At 41.3% G+C, this 20,133-nt stretch carries 15 protein-coding genes and 1 other RNA gene; 4 read left to right on the top strand and 12 right to left on the bottom strand.

What is annotated here, in order from left to right; all coding sequences use genetic code 11:
* Window positions 1-148 precede the first annotated feature (148 nt).
* The 5 genes from HHO47_RS10720 to HHO47_RS10700 all read right to left on the bottom strand — a co-directional run bounded on the left by HHO47_RS10720 (window position 149) and on the right by HHO47_RS10700 (window position 4,585).
* Window positions 149-895: a TniB family NTP-binding protein gene (locus tag HHO47_RS10720; RefSeq protein WP_248290982.1), complete on the bottom strand. Its 747-nt coding sequence runs from the start codon at window positions 893-895 to the stop codon at window positions 149-151.
* Window positions 896-897: 2 nt separating this feature from the next.
* Window positions 898-2,721 carry a Mu transposase C-terminal domain-containing protein gene (locus tag HHO47_RS10715; protein WP_169020303.1) on the bottom strand — a complete coding sequence of 608 codons (1,824 nt, stop codon included), beginning with the start codon at window positions 2,719-2,721 and terminating at the stop codon, window positions 898-900.
* Window positions 2,714-3,343 (bottom strand): TnsA endonuclease N-terminal domain-containing protein, encoded by a 630-nt coding sequence (locus HHO47_RS10710; protein WP_029774227.1) that lies wholly within the window; start codon window positions 3,341-3,343, stop codon window positions 2,714-2,716. Before HHO47_RS10710 ends, HHO47_RS10715 begins: the two co-directional genes overlap by 8 nt.
* 132 nt (window positions 3,344-3,475) lie before the next feature.
* Window positions 3,476-3,572: signal recognition particle sRNA small type (gene ffs / locus HHO47_RS10705), an RNA gene on the bottom strand.
* A gap of 140 nt (window positions 3,573-3,712) precedes the next feature.
* Complete coding sequence (locus HHO47_RS10700; RefSeq protein ID WP_169020302.1) at window positions 3,713-4,585, bottom strand: DUF3014 domain-containing protein; 873 nt, start codon at window positions 4,583-4,585, stop codon at window positions 3,713-3,715.
* A gap of 184 nt (window positions 4,586-4,769) precedes the next feature.
* Between HHO47_RS10700 and HHO47_RS10695 the strand changes: the two genes are divergently transcribed.
* The gene (locus tag HHO47_RS10695; RefSeq protein WP_169020301.1) at window positions 4,770-5,915 is read left to right on the top strand and encodes a patatin-like phospholipase family protein; all 1,146 of its coding nucleotides are present in this window, start codon (window positions 4,770-4,772) and stop codon (window positions 5,913-5,915) included.
* 14 nt (window positions 5,916-5,929) lie between these two features.
* Here the strand turns inward: HHO47_RS10695 and HHO47_RS10690 are convergent, their stop codons facing one another.
* Window positions 5,930-7,906, bottom strand: a complete 1,977-nt coding sequence (locus HHO47_RS10690; protein ID WP_169020300.1) for a monovalent cation:proton antiporter-2 (CPA2) family protein — start codon at window positions 7,904-7,906, stop codon at window positions 5,930-5,932.
* Between the two features lie 151 nt (window positions 7,907-8,057).
* Between HHO47_RS10690 and HHO47_RS10685 the strand changes: the two genes are divergently transcribed.
* Window positions 8,058-8,954 (top strand): GGDEF domain-containing protein, encoded by an 897-nt coding sequence (locus HHO47_RS10685; RefSeq protein WP_169020299.1) that lies wholly within the window; start codon window positions 8,058-8,060, stop codon window positions 8,952-8,954.
* 43 nt (window positions 8,955-8,997) lie between these two features.
* Here HHO47_RS10685 and HHO47_RS10680 read toward each other — a convergent pair whose 3' ends face one another.
* The 6 genes from HHO47_RS10680 to lpxB form a co-directional block, all read right to left on the bottom strand.
* Window positions 8,998-9,345: a hypothetical protein gene (locus HHO47_RS10680; RefSeq protein ID WP_169020298.1), complete on the bottom strand. Its 348-nt coding sequence runs from the start codon at window positions 9,343-9,345 to the stop codon at window positions 8,998-9,000.
* Window positions 9,342-10,649 (bottom strand): tRNA lysidine(34) synthetase TilS, encoded by a 1,308-nt coding sequence (gene tilS, locus HHO47_RS10675; RefSeq protein ID WP_169020297.1) that lies wholly within the window; start codon window positions 10,647-10,649, stop codon window positions 9,342-9,344. The genes HHO47_RS10680 and tilS overlap by 4 nt, the downstream gene beginning before the upstream one ends.
* A gap of 153 nt (window positions 10,650-10,802) precedes the next feature.
* Entirely contained in the window at window positions 10,803-11,759 is a 957-nt protein-coding gene (gene accA, locus HHO47_RS10670; protein WP_169020296.1) for an acetyl-CoA carboxylase carboxyl transferase subunit alpha, read from the bottom strand.
* A gap of 16 nt (window positions 11,760-11,775) precedes the next feature.
* A complete protein-coding gene (gene dnaE, locus HHO47_RS10665; protein WP_169020295.1) occupies window positions 11,776-15,267 on the bottom strand; it encodes a DNA polymerase III subunit alpha in 3,492 nt (1,163 codons plus the stop codon).
* Complete coding sequence (gene rnhB, locus HHO47_RS10660) at window positions 15,267-15,863, bottom strand: ribonuclease HII (RefSeq protein WP_169020294.1); 597 nt, start codon at window positions 15,861-15,863, stop codon at window positions 15,267-15,269. The genes dnaE and rnhB overlap by 1 nt, the downstream gene beginning before the upstream one ends.
* Window positions 15,853-17,010, bottom strand: a complete 1,158-nt coding sequence (lpxB, locus tag HHO47_RS10655; protein WP_169020293.1) for a lipid-A-disaccharide synthase — start codon at window positions 17,008-17,010, stop codon at window positions 15,853-15,855. The genes rnhB and lpxB overlap by 11 nt, the downstream gene beginning before the upstream one ends.
* 377 nt (window positions 17,011-17,387) lie before the next feature.
* On the opposite strand from lpxB, the gene HHO47_RS10650 reads away from it, so the two are divergent.
* Window positions 17,388-18,989 (top strand): cytochrome ubiquinol oxidase subunit I, encoded by a 1,602-nt coding sequence (locus HHO47_RS10650; RefSeq protein WP_169020292.1) that lies wholly within the window; start codon window positions 17,388-17,390, stop codon window positions 18,987-18,989.
* Complete coding sequence (gene cydB, locus HHO47_RS10645) at window positions 18,986-20,125, top strand: cytochrome d ubiquinol oxidase subunit II (protein WP_169020291.1); 1,140 nt, start codon at window positions 18,986-18,988, stop codon at window positions 20,123-20,125. The genes HHO47_RS10650 and cydB overlap by 4 nt, the downstream gene beginning before the upstream one ends.
* The last annotated feature ends 8 nt before the right edge of the window (window positions 20,126-20,133 follow it).

Genomic DNA, 20,133 nt, shown 5'->3' with positions numbered 1-20,133 from the left:
AACTCAGTAATAGTTAAATCGCTGGCTTGTTGTTCTTCGATAATGTTACGCCATTGTTCAAGGCTGCGTGTTTTTCTCATGGCTATCTCCTCATTGAAATTCGGAAATAGCTTAATCGGTTTGACGAGTTACTGGCAGGTGCACTTTGCTAGACGCTTACAAAGCAGCCTTTTGATAGTGAGAACAAAGCAAAAACTGTTGCTTGCTCACTTAAGTTTGGTTTTTCGGTAAATGGCATACGGTTGGCTAAGCCAATTATTAACTGCACAAAATGCTTTGGGTTTTCTGATAATTTAAAATAAGGCAGCTGCCGCCTCACTAATAAACGCGATGACCACTGCGGCTCGTCTGCTATTTTTTCTGCCCACGGCATACCTACCAATACGATTGATACACCCGCTTCATCGTTAATATATTTTAATCGATTAGCAATCTCGCGGCGCTTTTTACCTTGGTTGTGCTCAATTAGTTCTTGAAACTCATCAATAATTATAAGCTCTGTACCACACGTTTTTAGGCATTTTATTAATGATGTCGTTAACCGTGTACCGTTTACTCGCAGTTTGCGCTCTGTGCTGCCTACTTGCCCTAAGTCTTTAAGAAGTTCGGCTAAAGTAGATTCTAGTGTTGGGTTGCTGGGTATGCGGCTTACTAATACAGGATGATTCATCACTCCATTAATAAATTGCGGTAAATAGCGTTCTTTATACTGTTTTATTAGTGCTGTTTTACCTGTGCCTGTATCGCCATTTAACAGCATACAAGGCTTTTCACCCGCTAACCCTTTACCAAGTCTTAATCTGTCGAAGTCGTTAAATACAGTGGTTATTATTGGGTATTCAATAAATACATCGCGAAATTCATTAAGCTTTTCTTTTTGTTTATCGGTCAGCATAATTAAAATCCATCTAGGTCTGAGATAAAGTCATCCCAGCTATCAGTTACTTGCTCTTTAGGTGTAACCTTTTTGAGTTCTACTGGCTCGCTCTGAGCTATTGATTTTTGTGAGTCACTACTAACATTTTGATGCTTAGCTAACGCTTTACCCCCTTTTACCTTTGAGTTTTTTGGCGCATTTTTTAACTCTTCAAACTCGTTTTGAATTTTATTATGAATAAACATACGCGCTTTTGCTAAGCCTACATTATCGATAGAGCCCGAAATAAAATCGCGATGAATACGTATATTTATTTTATGCTGATTCAAACTTAAATTTTGGGTGTAACCGTTTGGATCTATGCATGGCACTTTTATGTAATGCTCTAGCTTATCAAGGTACACGTAGATATAAGAGATATCATCTGGGTTTAATTTAATTAAAACTTCTTGAGATACTTTGTGGCTAAACTGCTTTCTATAGTTGGCTAGTTCAGTACTGTCGTAGCTTAAGTTTTCTAGCCGTATTCCACCTTTACGAAGCACCCGATGCTTTGAAATACTGAGCACAACATCCAATTGTTGAAGATCAGCATCACTCAGCATTGTTGGTGGTAACGTATTAAAGCCTTGATCCCATAATTGGCTTGGTATGTACTTAAAGCGGCTGTCGGCATCTTGATGGTAAACGTCTACTACCCATTTATGAAATAACTGCATAAAGGTCGTAAAACGCATAATTGCATCTTTTTTGGGATTGTATTCATACTTTTGTAAAATGTTAGAAAAGGTTTTACCAGGCACAGGGTCTAATAATTCAGTATTTATTGTGCCGAACATACGTTCTACAAATGGTTTTAACCACGGCTTTGCAACAGGATTATATTGAGTATTAATGCCTATTTCTTCACAAGCAAGCTCAAGGCTGTTACTCCAAAATTCAGCGCCATTATCAACAACAAGTGTTTCAATTTTGCCAGCACACTTCCACTCATTAATCGTATCGGGGTATAGTTTTGCCACTTCACTTTTAGGTTTCATCGCATTTAGCATTGCTCGCCTTACTGCATCATAGCTAGGCTCACTGAAACTAAAGTAATAGCCAACAATACAATGGCTATACACATCTACTAACATAGTGAGTGTTGGTCGGCCAAGTGGAATATGCAGCTCATCATCTAATAAGATAAGATCAAGTGGCGTATGGTCAATTTCAACTTTTTCGAGTACTCGGGTAGGCCGTGTATGCCCTTCTACTTTATTAAAAGCAATATCAGCAAGGCGCTTACCATAACGAGCAATCATTACTTCGTATTGCGGTAAGTTATCTATTCTGTTTTTAAACGCTTTGTATGTTAAAGGCTTTAAAACACTGCCCACAACACTGTCGTTTTCAATAATAACTAAATCTGCATAATACTTATAAGCAGAAGCCACTGATGGTTTTTCTTTTACTAAGTAACGCTCAAGTGCTTTTTCAAAAAACTTATCGGTTGCTGTATCACGCTCTCTGTTACCTTTTTTTTGATGGCTTGGTATTAGCGCCATTATATTTTTATCCGCATTGGTATAAGCGCTATACCATCGTGCTGCTGTTCTCCAACTGGGCTTTTTTTCTCCCTCAACTTCAGGCATTAATTTTAATAAAGGCTCAAGGTTTTTTTGTGTCCAACCGCCTTGAATATTAGCCTCAAGCCATTGAATATATTTAAGCTTAGCAAATGTTGTAGTTTTGATTTTTTCAGGAAGGGCTTGTAAATCTTTGGCGTAATTTTGAGGTAGTTTGGTTTCTACTTTTGGTAATGGCTGGTTAAATTCATCTTCAAACAGCCCGTCATTAAACATTGTTAGACCAAATTGCTGTTTCTATTGATATTTCATTTGTAGTTAAGTCGGCAAATAACTGCCCTAGTGATAATAAGCGTAGCACCGTAGCAAGTAGCTCACCGGCAGTTACTTTTAAAAAGCTAACTAACTGTCCCACTTTAATAGAGCCGTATTGCTTAACAAGTTCTAGCACCGATGCTTGCAGCTCTGTTAAAGACTGAAAACCAGAGTAGCGATGCAAAAGCTTTAAGTTATTGAGTGTTGGGTATACACGGATTTGTTTATCAGTAACCAGTATTAAATCACGTCCATCTTGCTTAGCGATAGCTTGCTTTTCAATAAAACGTGCACGAAAGTCTTCATCGGCAATTTTGCTTTGCGGTTTTACTTCTATAAATTTTTGCGTGCCGTCTGTGTGGGTAAGTAAAAAGTCAGGTGTGTAACGGCAAGTACGGTTATCAAACTCATATTCGTAACCTAGTGGCTGTGCTTCAAATGCGGCTATTGATGGTGAAAATTCAAAATGAAAACAAGCATCAAACTCTAAAGAGGATTCAACTAAACAGGTAGATTTATTTTTTTGACTAGCAAATTTATGGAGGTTTTTAACACGAGAGTGTTTGAGTTTTCTTCTGTACATGTGAGTCAACCATCTAACCGTTTGGTTAAATACTAGACTATGCCACCTTATACTTCCAATTTATGCCATCTTTTAGTACAAATATGTCAACTTATACTTCAAACAACACCAAATGAGGAATTTGGGTGGCAGTCTTACCAGCCACATCTCGGCACACACGTCACAAACTGTGGCTGCTCCCTTCCGGGCCTGACCAGGTTCGCCTGCTAGTATTGCGAGAGGACCAATAAGACTACCATTGAGGGCCTTGGTTGGCGCGATTGGGATTATCTCTACTTTTGCTCTGTTATTCAAGGGATAATCAAAAAAGAAAGTGCGATTGCATACTTCATATACAATCGCACTATTTTTTAAACGATTTAAGTAAGATTATTGATTATCTAACTCTTTTTTTACGTTACGTAGTACAGCTTTTATTTTTTTCATATTTTCAGGGCCCATGCGTAGCAGTTGTTTTTGTGCCGCTGGTAGGCGTTCCCATTCTGAATAAGCATATTGATAAGTTACTGAATCACGTAACAGTGGCATGTCCCCTTTTGGCTCTGGGGTATCCAATAATAGGTCTATCGCTTCTTCAAGTGTTTGATTAAATGCATCACCTTGATAGCCAATTTCTGTATACGCATCATTGATAAGTGGTTTGTACTCATCGTATAAACGTACGAATTGCGCTGCGCTCATGCTGGTAAATATTTTTACATAAGGGGTGTAACGCTCATAGCTGTTTGGATCAATGGTCAGAATATCACCCTCTACCACACTAAAGCCTTCTTCTAACTTAATAACAGGAGTGTGTTTTTGCGCAATTTTACCTTTGGCAAGATTATCTATAAATACCACGCCACGACGAATAACATCGTCGTTTATAACCAAACTCATAGCGGCATCACCTAGGTATTCATCTAACTTAGCAACAACGACAGGGTCGCTTTTATCAAGAGTCGGTAGTGGTTCTACTTGCGGCTCAGGCTCTACTGGGCGTGGTGTTGGCACGGCTAAATCGGCAGGCTCAGGATTAACAGATGGGGCATTAACAACCGGATCGTTCTCTGGTTTTAGCTCCATCATAGGGCGCTCTGCTACTGGTTGCTCAACTTCAGTTGCTGTTTGTGACTCATCACTTGAGTTTAATAACACAAACGCTGCAGCAATAATGAGAATAATTAAAATGATGCCTGCAAATAAAAGGTTATTATTCGGTGGACGTTTTTGAACATCTGACGCTGATGGTTGATCTGACATACGAACTCCATAAATATTAAAATGCGATAACAGTAAGAGTACCTTAAATGGATTTAATTCATAGCCTACACTAATAATTATTAACGTAGCTAAGGTATCCTTTGATTCTTCTAGCTTAAAGACTTACAGTTAATAAATAAAGTAAAGACGCTTAACCGCTTAATTGCAACGACGAAACTCAACTATGAAAATCAAGCAAATCGATAAAAACAAACCTAAAGTTGCTCTGTTACTGACTGGTGGTGGCGCACGTGCCGCATACCAAGTTGGGGTTCTAAAAGCGCTCGCACACAGTATGCCGCGTACAGCTCCACTGCCATTTACTATTATTAATGGTACATCTGCCGGAGCAATCAATTCAGCTGCGCTAGCAAGCTATGCTTCATGCGCCCATCTGGCGGTGCGTAAACTGGAATCAGTTTGGAAAAATTTTTCTACGTCAATGGTATATAAAAGTGATTTTATCAGCGTGTTTGGCCATTTAATGCGTAACATGCTGACTAGTTTTCAATCTGAACATATTAATCATCCACCAGCGAGCTTGTTGAATAATCAGCCTTTACGTAATTTACTTAATGAAATTTTAGATTTAACTCGCATTGAGCGTAATTTACACCGTAATTATTTAGATGCGCTATCAATCACCGCATCAAGCTATACCACGGGTGATTCTGTGGCATTTTTCCAATCTAATACACAATCACCTTGGCGGCGCGCTAAACGCGAAGGCCAAGCGACCCGTATTAACGTTGAACATTTAATGGCGTCCAGTGCAATTCCTATGGTGTTTCCGAGCGTAAATGTATACAACCACTACTTTGGTGATGGCTCTATTCACCAATTATCCCCTCTGAGTCCATGTGTCCATTTAGGTGCTGAAAAAATATTTATTATTGGTGTTGATCAGCCCAAAGAAGCTCATCCACCGGGTTATTTACCCCACTTTCCGGGATTATCCTCGATTGCGGGCCATTTGCTCGATAGTGTGTTTACCGACACCTTACAGTCAGATCTTGAGCGCCTTGAACGAATTAATCGAACTTTAGGTTTGTTACCTGGGCGCGATAAACACCAAGAATTAAAGCAAATACAAAGTTTTGTGATCAATCCATCAGAAAACTTTAATGCCATTGCTGCAAACTATTACGGTGATATGCCTTTAGCCATTAAAATTTTACTGCGAATGATCGGGGTTAAACAACGTTCTCAATCGAGTTTAACCAGTTATTTATTATTTGAAAAACGTTACACCCAGCATTTAATTGAAATTGGGTATAAAGATGGTTTAGAGAAACTGCCACAGATACGCGAGTTTTTAGAGCTCGATTAACAGTTAACGATTCACTAATCCGTACCATCGAGTAAATAGCACTCTACCCGCTCTACTCGTCGAGGTTTACCTTGTAGCACAAGAATATCTCCGGCGAGTAAAATAGTGTGCAGTAATGGACGCTCAATTTCACGGTCTTGGCGACGCAATGCCCTTACAGATACACGGCGTTTTTCAAGTCCTAATTCGCCGATATTTTTTGCTACCGCAAAAGCATGTTCAGGCAGTGCTATTACGTGTAAATACTCAAGCCGTTCGGCGTTGTTTTCTTCACTATCAAATTGATCTCCTGCAAAAAAACCATGTAAAAATTGGTAACGGTTACGCCGCTCTTTACTAACCCGCCTAACAATACGCGACATCGGCACACCCGACATAGACAACACGTGCGACACTAACATTAAGCTCGCTTCCAGCGTTTCGGGCACCATCTCAGTCACACCAAGCTCTTTGAGTGCTTCGAGATGACTATCATCGCGCATGCGTACCAGTATTTTCGCATCAGGAGCTATTTGCTTTATCGCATCGATCACAATTTGCACATGTTCAAAACCAGTGAAAGTAATGATCACTAGTCGAGCTCGTTCGACTCCTGCTGATTTTAAAATATCTTTTTGTTTTACATGACCAAAAATAACGGGCTCTCCTGCTGCTTTGGCCTCTTGAACTAGTATTGGGTTACTTTCAACAGCAACGTACTCTATTGCTTCTGGCTTTAAAAACCGCGCAATAGTTTGCCCAACCCGAGAGAACCCACAGATCACCACATGGTTTTGATACAAAGTGCTGCTGTTAGGTGGCTGCTGCCATTGACCATTGGGATTTTTTAATAACCCAAGTTGTTTTAATAACCAAGGCGTCGATTCTATTAAATAAGGCGTTAAGCCCATCGACATAACTGCAATAGCAATTAAAAATGAGGCGTGATCTAAAGCTAATAATTGGTGTTTAGTAGCAAGCGCAATTAATACAAAACCAAACTCGCCCATTTGCCACAGCATGATACCTGCTGCAATTGCATCGTGTTTTCGCTCGCCCATCAGTTGTGCTAAGAAAGTAATAACACCAATTTTTAATACTAGCATTAGCGCTAATGCAGCCACTATCCAATACCATACGCTAAACACATATAAAATATCGAGCTGCATACCGACAGTGACAAAAAATAGGCCCATTAAAATATCGCGAAATGGTCGAATATCGGCCTCTAACTGATGCCGGTACTGGCTTTCGCCGAGCATCATTCCTGCTAAAAATGCGCCCAGCGCCATCGATAAGCCAAATAAATAAGTTAAGCCTGCGGCAAACAAAGCAACCACTAAGGTGGTCAAAACAAATAATTCATCGGTGCGCATTAAAGCCACTTCGCTAAAGACTTTTGGCAATACCCACTTGCCTATCATCCACAATAATAAACATACCAACGCGCCTTTAGTTAAAGCGAAAGTCAGCGCCCAAGCAATGCCTTCAGTACCACTGCTTTGGGCCAGTAAGGGTAAAGTAATGAGTAACGGCACCACCGCAATATCTTGAAATAATAACATTCCGATAGCGAGCTGCCCTCGCCGCTGTTTAAGCTCGCCGCTTTCTTTAAGTAATTTAACCACCACCGCAGTTGATGACAGTGCCATTAATGTCGCAATAGTAAAACTACTTAGCACAGACAAATCCATCAACAATAAAATCTGCATAAACACAATCGTTGTGACTACCACCTGCATTGTACCCAATCCAAATACAATGTTACGCATTGCCATTAAGCGGCCAACGGAAAACTCCAGCCCTAAACTAAATAATAAAAATACAATACCAAGCTCAGCTACAAAATGTATTTCATGACTTTGCGCCATCCAGCCAATACCATGGCTCCCCGCTAAAACGCCAGTAGCAAGGTAGGCGAGGATCGGCGGCAAGCCAATGCGTTTAAATAACCATACCAGCACCACAGCAGCCAGTAATAAGCCAAATATTTGAGCCAATACACTTTGCAAACACACCTCCTATTTATATTGTTGCCATACCGTCAAAATTTTAGCTGCTTAAAAATTAACTATAGCAACTATCTGTTTTTCAGCCAGTTTGGAATAGTGGCACAAAAATCGCTTAGGAAAGTAATAACAAACTCCTATGGGGGAGAAAACCATGGAAAATGTCCATATTTTAACTCAGCGCATCTCAGCACGTGGCGAGTTTCTGCCGTTTTCGGCAGAGCATTACCGTAATAACGAGCCCGCAGCTATCCATCGTTTGATCGAGAAACTGCAAACAACGTTAAACATAGAAGAGCTACTAACGATTTATGCTGAACACGCAAAGCAGCTTATTAATTTTTCAGGCTTGCAGTTTCAGTCATCCCTAGGGGTTGCTCAAATTGCCGATAGCGACAACAGTCAACCGCCATATTCATTTAATTTAGACATAAATAATGAACATTTAGGTCAACTTATTTATTTTTGCCAATACCCACTAACAGGTAATATTGAACAAAAGTTAGTTGGCTTACACTGCGCCTTGGTTTACCCATTACGCAATGCATTAATGTATAGCCGCGTACTAAAACTAGCGACTAAAGACACCTTAACAGGACTTAATAATCGCAGTCAGTTTGATACTATTTTGACGCAAAAATTAGAGCGTTTTCGCCGCCATCATCGTCCATTTAGTCTAATGTTTTTAGATTTAGATAATTTTAAACAAGTTAATGATAGCTACGGTCATAAAATTGGCGATGACGTATTACAAGAGTTTGCCGACGTTTTATACAGTAGTATTCGCGGCACTGATTCGGTATTTCGCTTTGGTGGTGATGAGTTTGCGGTATTAATTGATGATCCTGACTTTACCACAAACAAAGTGATTGCTCAGCGAGTGATGCAGTTAGTAGCGCAGTCAAATTTGATGAAACAATATGCAGTCACCACCAGCATTGGGTTTACCTTGGCAAACAGCAAAGATTGTGAGAATGAAATTTTTGCCCGCGCTGATAAAGGCTTATACAAGGCCAAAGCATCTGGGCGTAATTGCGCTAAAGCGTATTAATTAATAGGTAAGTCTAGCTCCCCCACTAGGCTTTTCACCTATACTAATTTTTTAACTTAGCTAATAACTTATAGCCTAATAGTGCTAAACAAAAACCAAAAAAGAAACCGCTAATTAGATATAACAAAGCAGCCATGCTGGTCAGTGGTACAACAATAACCATTAATAATGGCATACTCACCCCAACAATAAAAAATAGTCCGCCTTTACCTAACCAGTACGCAATTAAAATAATCGCACATACCAAACCACCTGCAACCGAATACGCTAACGTTAACAGTTCTAGTTCAAACATTAACGAAGCAAGACCCGCGACAACAGCTGTAACTATAAGCCCTAGCGGCGCTTTATTGACTAGTGATAAACCAACATGTGGCTGTGACGTTGTCATGTTTTTACCTCCCAAAATACCCCCTTTTCAGAAACGTGTTCTGCACTTATAAAATGCCCTACGACATAAACTAATTGCTCATTATAAAAAATAAGTGGCACATTAGCACGTAACCATGGCGCTACTTTGGCATCTTTAAACCAATGTTTAATGCTGTTGTGACCCGGTTTTTTAAGCGGTTTAATGCGCGCCTGTGGGCAATTAAACTGGACAGAAACGTGTTCATCAGGCAATGGCTTTCTAACTCCTATACCTGATAATTGTATGAGGGTACGCCCATCTGAAAGTAACTGGTTCTGAGCAGTTAGTGATTGGCTGTCAGGAACGGTCGTTTCACGTACAAAATATAAAAAGTTTTGATGCCGGCGTACTTGCCCATCTGTTAACTGAATAAGTAGCTGCGCATCAGCTTTTGCTGTTAAACCTTGTGTAAGTATTTGCTGGGTTTGTTGTTGTGATGGCATAAGCGCCGTAAATTGCCCAAGCCAACAACGCAGAACATTTGCTTGACGTGCAGCGCTAAAGTTTGCCAGCTGTATGCAACTTAATCCTTGTTGGGTGTTTTGGCATTGGCTTAAATCTAACTGAGTGTATTCATCAAGTACATCTTGCTGCTGTTGAAGAAGGTTAACACTGCGCGCTGCGCTTTTCTCAAAGCCGGTAAATCGTTCACTTAATAGAGGCACTATTTGCTGACGAATAAAATTGCGATCAAAGCGCTCATCGGTATTTGAATCATCGGTAATATGCTCAAGCTTAAACTCGGTAGCAAATTGTTCAATACTGTGTCGTGTGGTGTTCAGCAGTGGCCGTAAACATTCACGGCCTGAGTTTAATGTGCGTATTTGACGCATCGAGGTTAAGCCTTGTAATCCTGAGCCCCGTTTTAGTCTCAATAAAAACGTTTCTAGTTGATCATTTAAGTGCTGCCCTAGCAAAATAATACTACCGCTTGGGCTATGCTGATCAAGTGCCTGGTAACGAGCATCGCGGGCGAGCTCTTCTAGACTCGTGCGTGATTTATTGGTAATTTTTACTTGTGCTGCATAAAACGTAATGGCTAATGCATCACATAGCTTTTTACAAAATGCCTGCCAATCATCAGCGTACTGGCTTAAACCATGATTAACATATGCTGCGGTTAATTGCAGTTGCGGTATTTCTGCTTTTAGCGCATTCATAACATGCAGTAACACCACTGAATCCACGCCACCAGAGAGCGCTACCGTAAATGCGGTTTTGTGCTCCGTTACATATGGTGTTATGACGCTTTTTACTTGTTGATATAAAGGTGTTGCATGCATGAATTAAAATCACTAAATAGATGATTGGTTAGCTCCTAGCTCCTAGCTCCTAGCTCCTAGCTCCTAGCTCCTAGCTCCTAGCTCCTAGCTCCTAGCTCTCAAGCATTCTAAAACAAAAAAGCCGCAAAAGCGGCTTTTTTCATCAATTAGCTATTAACAATAACCAAATGACATTAAACGTTTGTAGCGTTGATCAAGCATCTCATCAAGTGATAGTGCTTGTAAGTCAGCTAAGTCTCGCTTAAGTTGATTTTTAAGATTACGTGCCATCCCTTCGTAGTTACGGTGTGCGCCACCTAATGGCTCTTCAACCAAGCTGTTGATCAAATCAAGCTCTTTAACACGTTCAGCGGTTACACCCATCGCTTCTGCTGCAAGTGGCGCTTTGTCGGCGCTCTTCCAAAGGATCGATGCACAGCCTTCAGGTGAAATAACCGAGTAAGTGCTGTACTGCAACATGTTAACGCGATCCCCTACACCAATGGCTAGAGCCCCACCTGAACCGCCTTCACCAATAACCGTACAAATGGTTGGCACTTTTAATGTTGCCATCACTTTAAGGTTACGTGCGATTGCTTCAGATTGACCACGCTCTTCAGCACCAACACCTGGGTATGCACCTGGGGTATCGATAAAAGTCATAATTGGCATTTTAAAGCGCTCTGCCATTTCCATTAAGCGTAATGCTTTACGGTAACCTTCAGGCTTTGGCATACCAAAGTTGCGTCTAATTTTTTCAGCTGTGTCTCGGCCTTTTTGTTGGCCAATAACCATCACTGGTTGACCTTCAAAGCGTGCAACACCACCTAAAATTGCCGGATCATTAGCAAAAGTACGATCGCCAGCAAACTCGTCAAATTCCGTGAAAATACGCTCAATATAATCTCGAACATAAGGACGCAACGGATGACGGGCTAACTGAGAAACCTGCCAAGCACCTAATTTAGAGAATATTTCCTCTTTCATTTTAGCGCTTTTCTCTTTTAATCGACTGACTTCCTCTTCTAACTCAAGGTCTAAATCGCCAGCGCGGCTGATATTTTGTAACTCTTCAATTTTTGCTTCTAATTCTGCGATTGGAAGCTCAAAATCAAGATAATTGAGGCTCATGCTCTAAACTACCTAATTAGTTAAATTCTAGTTCTACATCTTGCGCCGCCATTAACGATAACTTATGAATTAAGTCATCGCTGGGCGTAACACACCATTCTGTCCCGAGGGTTAACTGTGCCAACGCATCTGGACGCTGATAGTAAACCTTAATCGGACAAGTACCAAACTTATAAGGTTCGAGTACTTTTTGTAATTTATCGAAAAAGTTGGCTTCGATTTGCACCATATTCAGCGTCATTTTAATCGCTTTAATCCGTTTTTCGCGCGCTTGCGCGATGGTGCATATGTTTCTGGCGGTCATTGTAATACCACCGGAGAAGTTATCAAAGCTGACCTGTCCAGATATTACCAAGATATTATTGATTTGCAGCATATCTTGGTACATTTCAAACTGTTCTGGGAATAAGCGTACATCAATACGGGCACTCTTGTCATCTAAAGTTACAAGCCCCCAACGATTTCCCTTTTTATTGACTAGCGTACGTGCAGCTATAACAAGGCCTGCAGCGCTTGATTGCACGTCACGATTAGTTGGCTGTAAATCCACTAATTTACCACTGGTGTAATATTTCAGCTCTTTACGATACTGATTTATGGGGTGCCCGGTTAAATATAAGCCTAAGGTCTCTTTTTCCCCATCAAGCCATTGGTTATCAGTCAGTGGCGTGGCTTTTATAAATGCCTGTTCGACTTCATCCGGCTCTGTTGCTAATAAACCAAATAAATCAGTTTGCCCTAACGACTCTGCTTTATGATGTTGATCTGCCGCACGCATGGCATCTTTCAAACTAGCCAACAAGGTAGCACGCGCTGGTTGCGTTTTTTCGGGACCGAGTTGATCAAGCGCACCGGCGTAAATAAGCTTTTCGGTTACGCGTTTATTGATACGTTTTAAATCTACCCGCGCACAAAAATCGAATAGGTCTTTAAATGGCCCACCATTACTGCGCGCTTCTAAAATAGCCTCTACCGGTGCCTCACCCACTCCTTTAATGGCACCAATGCCATAAACAATTTCACCGTTGAGGTTTACTGTAAACTTATAAGCACCGGCATTTACATCTGGCGGTAATAAAGTGAGCTTCATGTTCTCACATTCATCAACCAAGGTGACGATTTTTTCGGTGTTATCCATATCCGCTGACATCACCGCCGCCATAAATTCAGCAGGATAATGGGTTTTCATCCACAGTGTTTGGTACGATACTAACGCATAAGCTGCGGAGTGCGATTTATTGAAACCGTAACCTGCGAACTTCTCTACCAAGTCAAAGATTTTAATTGCCAGTTCGCCGTCAATACCGTTATTTCGCGCACCATCTTCAAAGGTCGAACGCTGCTTGGCCATCTCTTCTGGCTTTTTCTTACCCATTGCACGACGTAACATATCGGCGCCACCTAGGGTGTAACCAGCCAGTACCTGAGCAATTTGCATTACTTGTTCTTGATACAAGATAATGCCGTAAGTCGGCTCCAAAATCGGCTTTAAACTTTCATGTTGATACTGTGCATCTGGGTAAGAAATTTCTTCGCGACCAAGTTTTCGGTCGATAAAGTTATCTACCATGCCTGACTGCAATGGTCCTGGTCGGAACAAGGCTACCAAGGCAATCATATCTTCAAAACAATCGGGCTTTAAGCGTCTTACTAAGTCTTTCATACCCCGGGATTCAAGCTGAAATACCGCCGTGGTTTCGGCTCTTAGCAATAAGTCGATACTTTTTTGGTCATTCAGTTCGATGGTATTAATGTCTATTGGCTCTTTACCCTCTCGGGTTAAGCGCTCATTAGTCATATCAACTGCCCACTGCAAAATGGTCAGGGTTCGTAGACCTAAGAAGTCAAACTTTACTAATCCGGCGGTCTCTACATCATTTTTATCAAACTGCGTAACCGGAAACTTACCTTCATCATCGCAATATAAGGCAGCAAAGTCGGTGATCGTCGTCGGTGAAATAACGACACCACCGGCATGTTTACCAGCGTTACGTGTACAGCCTTCAAGGATGCGACACATATCGATTAAGTCTTTTACTTCTGTATCGCCATCGTAAGCTTCTTGCAGGCGTGGCTCAACATCAAACGCTTTTGCCAACGTCATCCCCGGATCACCTGGGATCAGTTTTGATATACGGTCAACAAATCCGTACGGGTGGCCAAGTACTCGGCCAACATCGCGTATTACCGCTTTTGCTGCCATAGTACCAAAAGTAATGATCTGTGATACCGCGTCTCGCCCATATAACGCCGATACGTGATCGATTACTTCATCGCGTCTATCCATACAGAAATCGACATCGAAATCCGGCATTGATACACGTTCAGGGTTCAAGAAGCGCTCGAAAAGTAAGTCAAATTCAAGCGGATCAAGATCGGTAATTTTCAGTGCATACGCCACTAACGAGCCCGCACCTGATCCACGCCCAGGTCCTACTGGAATATTGTTATCTTTACTCCACTGGATGAACTCCATTACGATCAAGAAGTAACCGGGGAATCCCATTTGGTTGATTACATCAAGCTCGATTTGTAAGCGTTCATCGTATTCAACGCGTTTTACAGCACGCTCTGCTGCATCAGGGAATAAAAACTGTAGCCGCTCTTCAAGACCATCTCGGGATACTTTCACCAAGAAGTCTTCAATTTTTAATGAGCCGGTTGGGTAATCTGGTAAGAAATACGTACCAAGTTGCACCGTGACATTACAGCGTTTGGCGATTTCCACACTGTTTTGCAGCGCTTCTGGAATATCACTAAACAGTTCAGCCATTTGCTCTGGGGTTTTTAAATACTGCTCTTCAGAAAAGCGTTTTGGTCGGCGTTTATCATCCAGCGTATAGCCGTCAAATATTGCTACGCGTATTTCGTGGGCTTCAAAGTTTTCAGGCTTCAAAAATACCACTTCGTTGGTAGCCACCACTGGCAGTTGCTCAACGGTTGCAAGCTCAACTGCTAAGTGTAAGTAGTCTTCTTCTTGTGTACGCTTGGTACGTATTAACTCGATATAGTAGTTATCACTAAAATGCTGTTTATAAAAACTAACCACCGACTCAACTGTGCCGGGGTTGCCTTTTAATAATGCTTTACCTAAATCGCCATCTTTGGCACCAGAGAGTAAAATAAGCCCTTCTTTGTGCTCAACTAACCAATCTCGTTCAATAACAGGGCGATGAAATAAATGCCCACGTTGATACGCTTTTGAGATTAAAAGGGTAAGATTTTTATAACCGACATTATCTTTGGCTAAAATAACTAACCGACAAGGCCCTTCTGGAAACTCTGGGCTGTGCAACCAAAAATCAGCACCAACAATTGGTTTAATGCCAGCATTATGAGCGGTGTCATAAAAGCGCACTAAACCACATAAGTTCATTTGGTCGGTAATGGCCAATGCCGGTAATTGTAATTCCTGCGCTTTGGCGACAATCGGTTTAGTTTTCGCTAAACCATCGACCATTGAAAAGTCTGAATGAACCCGTAAATGCACAAAATCTGGAGCTGCCATTACTTCTCCTGCATCGCCAGTACACGTTGTACTGGTTTAAAGCTTTTACGGTGCTCAGCTATTGCGCCATATTGCTCAAGTGCTGCAAAGTGCGCTTTGGTTGGATAACCTTTATGCCCTGCAAAACCATATTGCGGGTAACGTTTATCAAGCTCAATCATCTCATCATCACGGGCAACTTTCGCAATAATGGATGCTGCTGAGATCTCTGCCACTAGACTGTCGCCTTTTATTACGGCTTGTGCCGGCATACTAAGCGCAGGTAGGCGATTGCCATCAACAAATACAAACTCAGGGGGGGTACTCAACCCTGCAACCGCGCGAGTCATTGCCAGCATAGTTGCGTGTAAAATATTTAACTCGTCGATTTCAGTTGGACTACAACGGCCAATTGACCAGCACAGTGCTTTTTCTTTTATTTCAATGGCTAGTGCTTGACGCTTTTTATCGGTCAATTTTTTTGAATCCGCAAGGCCTGCAATTGGGTTTACTGGGTCAAGGATCACCGCAGCAGTCACTACATCACCAACTAATGGGCCGCGCCCTACTTCATCAACGCCCGCGATAAAGCAGAGATTGGGTCGTTCAATTTGCATCTATAATCTCCGCAACAGCAGTGGCTGCTTGCTCACTAGCATTTAAGCGTATTTGCTGATGAATGGCTAAAAAGCGTGCTTTTAACTCGCGGTTATCACTATTTAGCATCGGCTCAAGGGCATTTGTTAGGTTTTCAACACTGCATTCATGTTGCATAAACTCAGGCACTAATTCTTCGTCTGCTAATAAGTTTGGTAACGAAAAGTATTTAATATTAAAAGTAAATAAACTTTTGAAAATCCAATAGCTTAGAGCTTTTATTTTATAACCAACCACCATAGGCTTTTTATAAAGCATCCCTTCAAGGGTCGCGGTACCCGATGCAATTAAAATAACATCTGCCGCTTGCATAGCAAGGTTAGATTGTCCATCCAACAACTGAATATTTAGTTGTGGCGCGGTGGCAGCCAAAATGGCAGAAAACTGCACTTTGCGTTGCTCATTAACGAGTGGCACCACTATTTTTAAATCAGGATTTTTAGCTTGTAACCCAGCCGCTGTTTTAAGGTAAGTTTCACTAAGCAACCCGACCTCTGAGCCTCGACTACCAGGCAATAATGCCAGTACTTTATCATCAAGGCTTAAACCTAAGTGTTGACGTGCAGTGCTGTCATCATGTTCAAGGGCAATATCATCAGCCAGTGTATGGCCAACAAAAGTACATGGCACATTATGTTTGTCGTAAAATGCTTTTTCAAACGGTAATAACGCCAGTACCATATTGGTTGCAGCGCTGATTTTATGAATGCGTTTTTCTCGCCATGCCCACACTGATGGACTTACATATTGAATCGTTTTAATACCAGCGTCTTTTAATGGCTTTTCAACCCGTAAATTAAAATCGGGTGCATCAATACCTATATAAACGTCTGGTGGATTATCAATAAAATGTTGCACTAGTTGCTTGCGAATTTTTAATAACCGCGGTAATCGCCCTAGCACTTCAACCAACCCCATAACAGCCAATTCTTCCATATTAAATAAGCTACTACAGCCTTGCGCCTGCATTTTCGGCCCTGCAATACCTTCAAAAATGGCATCAGGGTAGCGCCGTTTCAACGCTTTAATTAGGCCTTCACCTAAAATATCACCGGAGAGCTCTCCAACTACAATCGCTATACGTAGTGGCTGTTTATCTTTATTCATGGCTGTTTTTTATTCACAAGTCAACAAGACGGTCATAGGCAGTAGTCTAACGTGTTTTACTGCACGATTAAATGACACACCTTGAATAAATAAGAGAAACCTTCACTAATGTGCCTTTACTGATACAACCAGCAACATTTGCCTGTTTTTCAAACATGTTGGTAAATAGTTAAGCTCTGTGTTTCACTAACTAGAGTTGATTAAAAAGCGTCGCATTAATCATAATGGAGTTATCTTTATCCATGCTGTGATTGACAATAATTAACCAAAAGAGAATAATGAATAAAGTTTCAATGATTATTGAAACTTTATTAGCTAACTTTTGCTTACTTTATTTGTTTTGTGACTCGCCCGCACATACAAGGAGCTATAAAAAAATGATAGATGAAACCTTTGTGGATCTATCGCGATTACAGTTTGCTGTCACCGCCCTGTTTCACTTTTTATTTGTACCACTGACTCTAGGCATGACCTGGATTTTAGTGATCATGGAGTCGGTTTATGTAATGACCGGCCGAGAAATCTACCGCGATATGACCAAGTTTTGGGGTAAATTATTTGGTATTAACTTCGCCATTGGTGTAGCCACAGGCCTTACCATGGAGTTTGAATTTGGTACTAACTGGTCTTATTACTCTCATTATGTGGGCGATGTATTTGGCGCTCCCCTTGCGATAGAAGGGTTAATGGCATTCTTTTTAGAATCGACCTTTGTGGGTATGTTCTTTTTAGGCTGGCAGCGGCTCAGTAAACGCCAACATTTAGGTGCAACCTTTTTAATGGCGATTGGTACTAATATGTCTGCACTGTGGATATTAATTGCTAATGGTTGGATGCAAAACCCAGTCGGTGCGGAGTTTAACTACCAAACAATGCGCATGGAAATGACTAGTTTTGCCGAGCTTGTGTTTAACCCTGTAGCACAAGTTAAGTTTATTCATACCGTCTCTGCGGGCTATGTTGCTGCATCTATGTTCGTATTAGGGATCAGCAGTTGGTATATTTTAAAAGGCCGTGATCTCGCTTTTGCAAAACGCTCTTTTTCGGTCGCCAGTGGTTTCGGTTTAGCTTCTATATTATGTGTTATTTTACTTGGTGACGAATCAGGCTATGAAGTCGGTGAAGTACAAAAAGTAAAACTCGCCACGATTGAGGCTGAGTGGCACACTGAAGAAGCCCCTGCCGCGTTTACGTTAGTGGGTATTCCTGATTCGGATAAACAAGTGACTCATGCTGCAATTAAAATACCTTATGCGATGGGAATTATTGCAACTCGCTCGTTAGATGAGCAAGTCACTGGTATTAAAGATCTTGAGAAACAGCATGAAGTGCGTATTCGCAACGGTATGATTGCTTACCAATACCTTGAAAAATTACGCAATGGCGATGACTCACCAGAGAACATAGCCAAATTTGATACTTTAAAAACTGATTTAGGGTATGGCTTATTACTCAAGCGCTATACCCCTAATGTGATTGATGCGACTGAGGCTCAAATACAACAAGCCGTTAAAGATTCGTTCCCTAAAGTTGGCCCGATGTTTTGGTCATTTAGGATCATGGTTGCCTGTGGTGTAATTATGCTGGGCGTATTTGTATTGTCTTTTTATTACAATGCACATCGTGTGATTGAACAGAAACGTTGGTTATTGTGGGCTGCGGTGTGGAGTATTCCTCTACCTTGGATAGCAATCGAGTTTGGCTGGATAGTTGCAGAGTATGGCCGCCAACCCTGGGCAATCTCTGAAATACTGCCGACCTTTTTAGCAACCTCTTCACTGACTGTGAATGATATTTTAATAAGCTTAACTGGCTTTATCGTATTCTACACAGGCCTTGCTATTGTCGAAGGCTGGTTGATGCTGCGCTTTGTTAAAATAGGACCAAGTTCATTGCACACTGGTAAATATCACTTTGAACATTTAGATGACCCTACTAATGGCGACCAAATAACTGACGAGCAAGGAGCAAAATCATGATTTTCGATTATGAAACGTTAAAGTTACTTTGGTGGGTGATTATCGGCGTATTATTAATTGGTTTTGCAATCACCGATGGTATGGACATGGGCGTAGCTATGCTTATCAAGTTAGTTGGTAAAACCGACAGTGAACGCCGTGTGGTGATCAATACAGTAGGCCCACACTGGGATGGTAACCAAGTATGGTTTATCACCGCAGGTGGTGCCTTATTTGCAGCCTGGCCAATGGTTTATGCCGCAGCATTTTCGGGCTTTTACTTTGCTATGATGTTGGTATTGTTTGCCTTATTTTTTAGACCTTTGGGGTTTGACTATCGCAGCAAAATTGACTCTCCACGCTGGCGTAGCAATTGGGATTGGGGCTTATTTGCTGGCAGTGCCATTCCTGCACTGGTATTTGGCGTAGCCTTTGGCAATCTGTTTTTAGGTGTGCCATTTAGTATTGATGAATACCTTAGAACAAGTTACCAAGGATCTTTCTTTGCATTATTAAATCCATTTGCCTTATTAGCCGGCTTGATCAGCGTAACTATGTTACTTGCCCATGGTGGTATGTGGTTGCAACTACGTACTGATAGCCATGTAGCACGTCGCTCTGCACAGTATGGTCGCTATGCATTATTGGCATTCATCGTATTATTTGCTGTTGCTGGTATTTGGGTTGCAAACCTTGATGGTTACCAAATAATCTCGATGGGTGATACGCAAGGCTTTGCAAACCCACTAGACAAAACAGTAACCACCTCTGCAGGTGCGTGGTTAAACAATTACCAACAAATGCCTTTAACTATGCTGTTCCCTGGGGTTGCTTTTTTAATGGCTGCATTAGCGTGGACATGTTCAAAAGTTAATAGACCGGGGCTGGCATTAATAGCAACAAGCTTAATGCTTGGCGGTGTGATCATGACGGCTGGCATGTCATTATTCCCATTTATTATGCCATCAAATAATCATCCTGATATTAGTTTAACAATATGGGACGCGGTTTCTAGCCATAGAACATTGAATGTAATGTTTATTGCAGTAAGTATTTTTGTGCCACTTATTTTACTTTATACCACATGGTGTTATGTGAAAATGTGGCGCAAAGTGACCGTCAAAGAAATTGAAAATAACAGCCATGGCAGTTACTAAGGAGATTT

Source organism: Pseudoalteromonas arctica, from assembly GCF_012927645.1.
In the GTDB taxonomy this organism is placed as follows: Bacteria; Pseudomonadota; Gammaproteobacteria; order Enterobacterales; family Alteromonadaceae; genus Pseudoalteromonas; species Pseudoalteromonas arctica_A.
This window is presented reverse-complemented; position numbering and strand designations above follow the sequence as displayed.

Bases quoted from the DNA above. Each gene is read 5' to 3' on its own strand.
- accA (WP_169020296.1), bottom strand. From the start codon at position 11,759: ATGAGCCTCAATTATCTTGATTTTGAGCTTCCAATCGCAGAATTAGAA.
- HHO47_RS10715 (WP_169020303.1), bottom strand. From the start codon at position 2,721: ATGTTTAATGACGGGCTGTTTGAAGATGAATTTAACCAGCCATTACCA.
- HHO47_RS10720 (WP_248290982.1), bottom strand. From the start codon at position 895: ATGCTGACCGATAAACAAAAAGAAAAGCTTAATGAATTTCGCGATGTA.
- tilS (WP_169020297.1), bottom strand. From the start codon at position 10,649: ATGCATGCAACACCTTTATATCAACAAGTAAAAAGCGTCATAACACCA.
- HHO47_RS10695 (WP_169020301.1), top strand. From the start codon at position 4,770: ATGAAAATCAAGCAAATCGATAAAAACAAACCTAAAGTTGCTCTGTTA.
- HHO47_RS10710 (WP_029774227.1), bottom strand. From the start codon at position 3,343: ATGTACAGAAGAAAACTCAAACACTCTCGTGTTAAAAACCTCCATAAA.
- HHO47_RS10650 (WP_169020292.1), top strand. From the start codon at position 17,388: ATGATAGATGAAACCTTTGTGGATCTATCGCGATTACAGTTTGCTGTC.
- rnhB (WP_169020294.1), bottom strand. From the start codon at position 15,863: ATGCAAATTGAACGACCCAATCTCTGCTTTATCGCGGGCGTTGATGAA.
- HHO47_RS10685 (WP_169020299.1), top strand. From the start codon at position 8,058: ATGGAAAATGTCCATATTTTAACTCAGCGCATCTCAGCACGTGGCGAG.
- HHO47_RS10680 (WP_169020298.1), bottom strand. From the start codon at position 9,345: ATGACAACGTCACAGCCACATGTTGGTTTATCACTAGTCAATAAAGCG.
- HHO47_RS10700 (WP_169020302.1), bottom strand. From the start codon at position 4,585: ATGTCAGATCAACCATCAGCGTCAGATGTTCAAAAACGTCCACCGAAT.
- cydB (WP_169020291.1), top strand. From the start codon at position 18,986: ATGATTTTCGATTATGAAACGTTAAAGTTACTTTGGTGGGTGATTATC.
- dnaE (WP_169020295.1), bottom strand. From the start codon at position 15,267: ATGGCAGCTCCAGATTTTGTGCATTTACGGGTTCATTCAGACTTTTCA.
- lpxB (WP_169020293.1), bottom strand. From the start codon at position 17,010: ATGAATAAAGATAAACAGCCACTACGTATAGCGATTGTAGTTGGAGAG.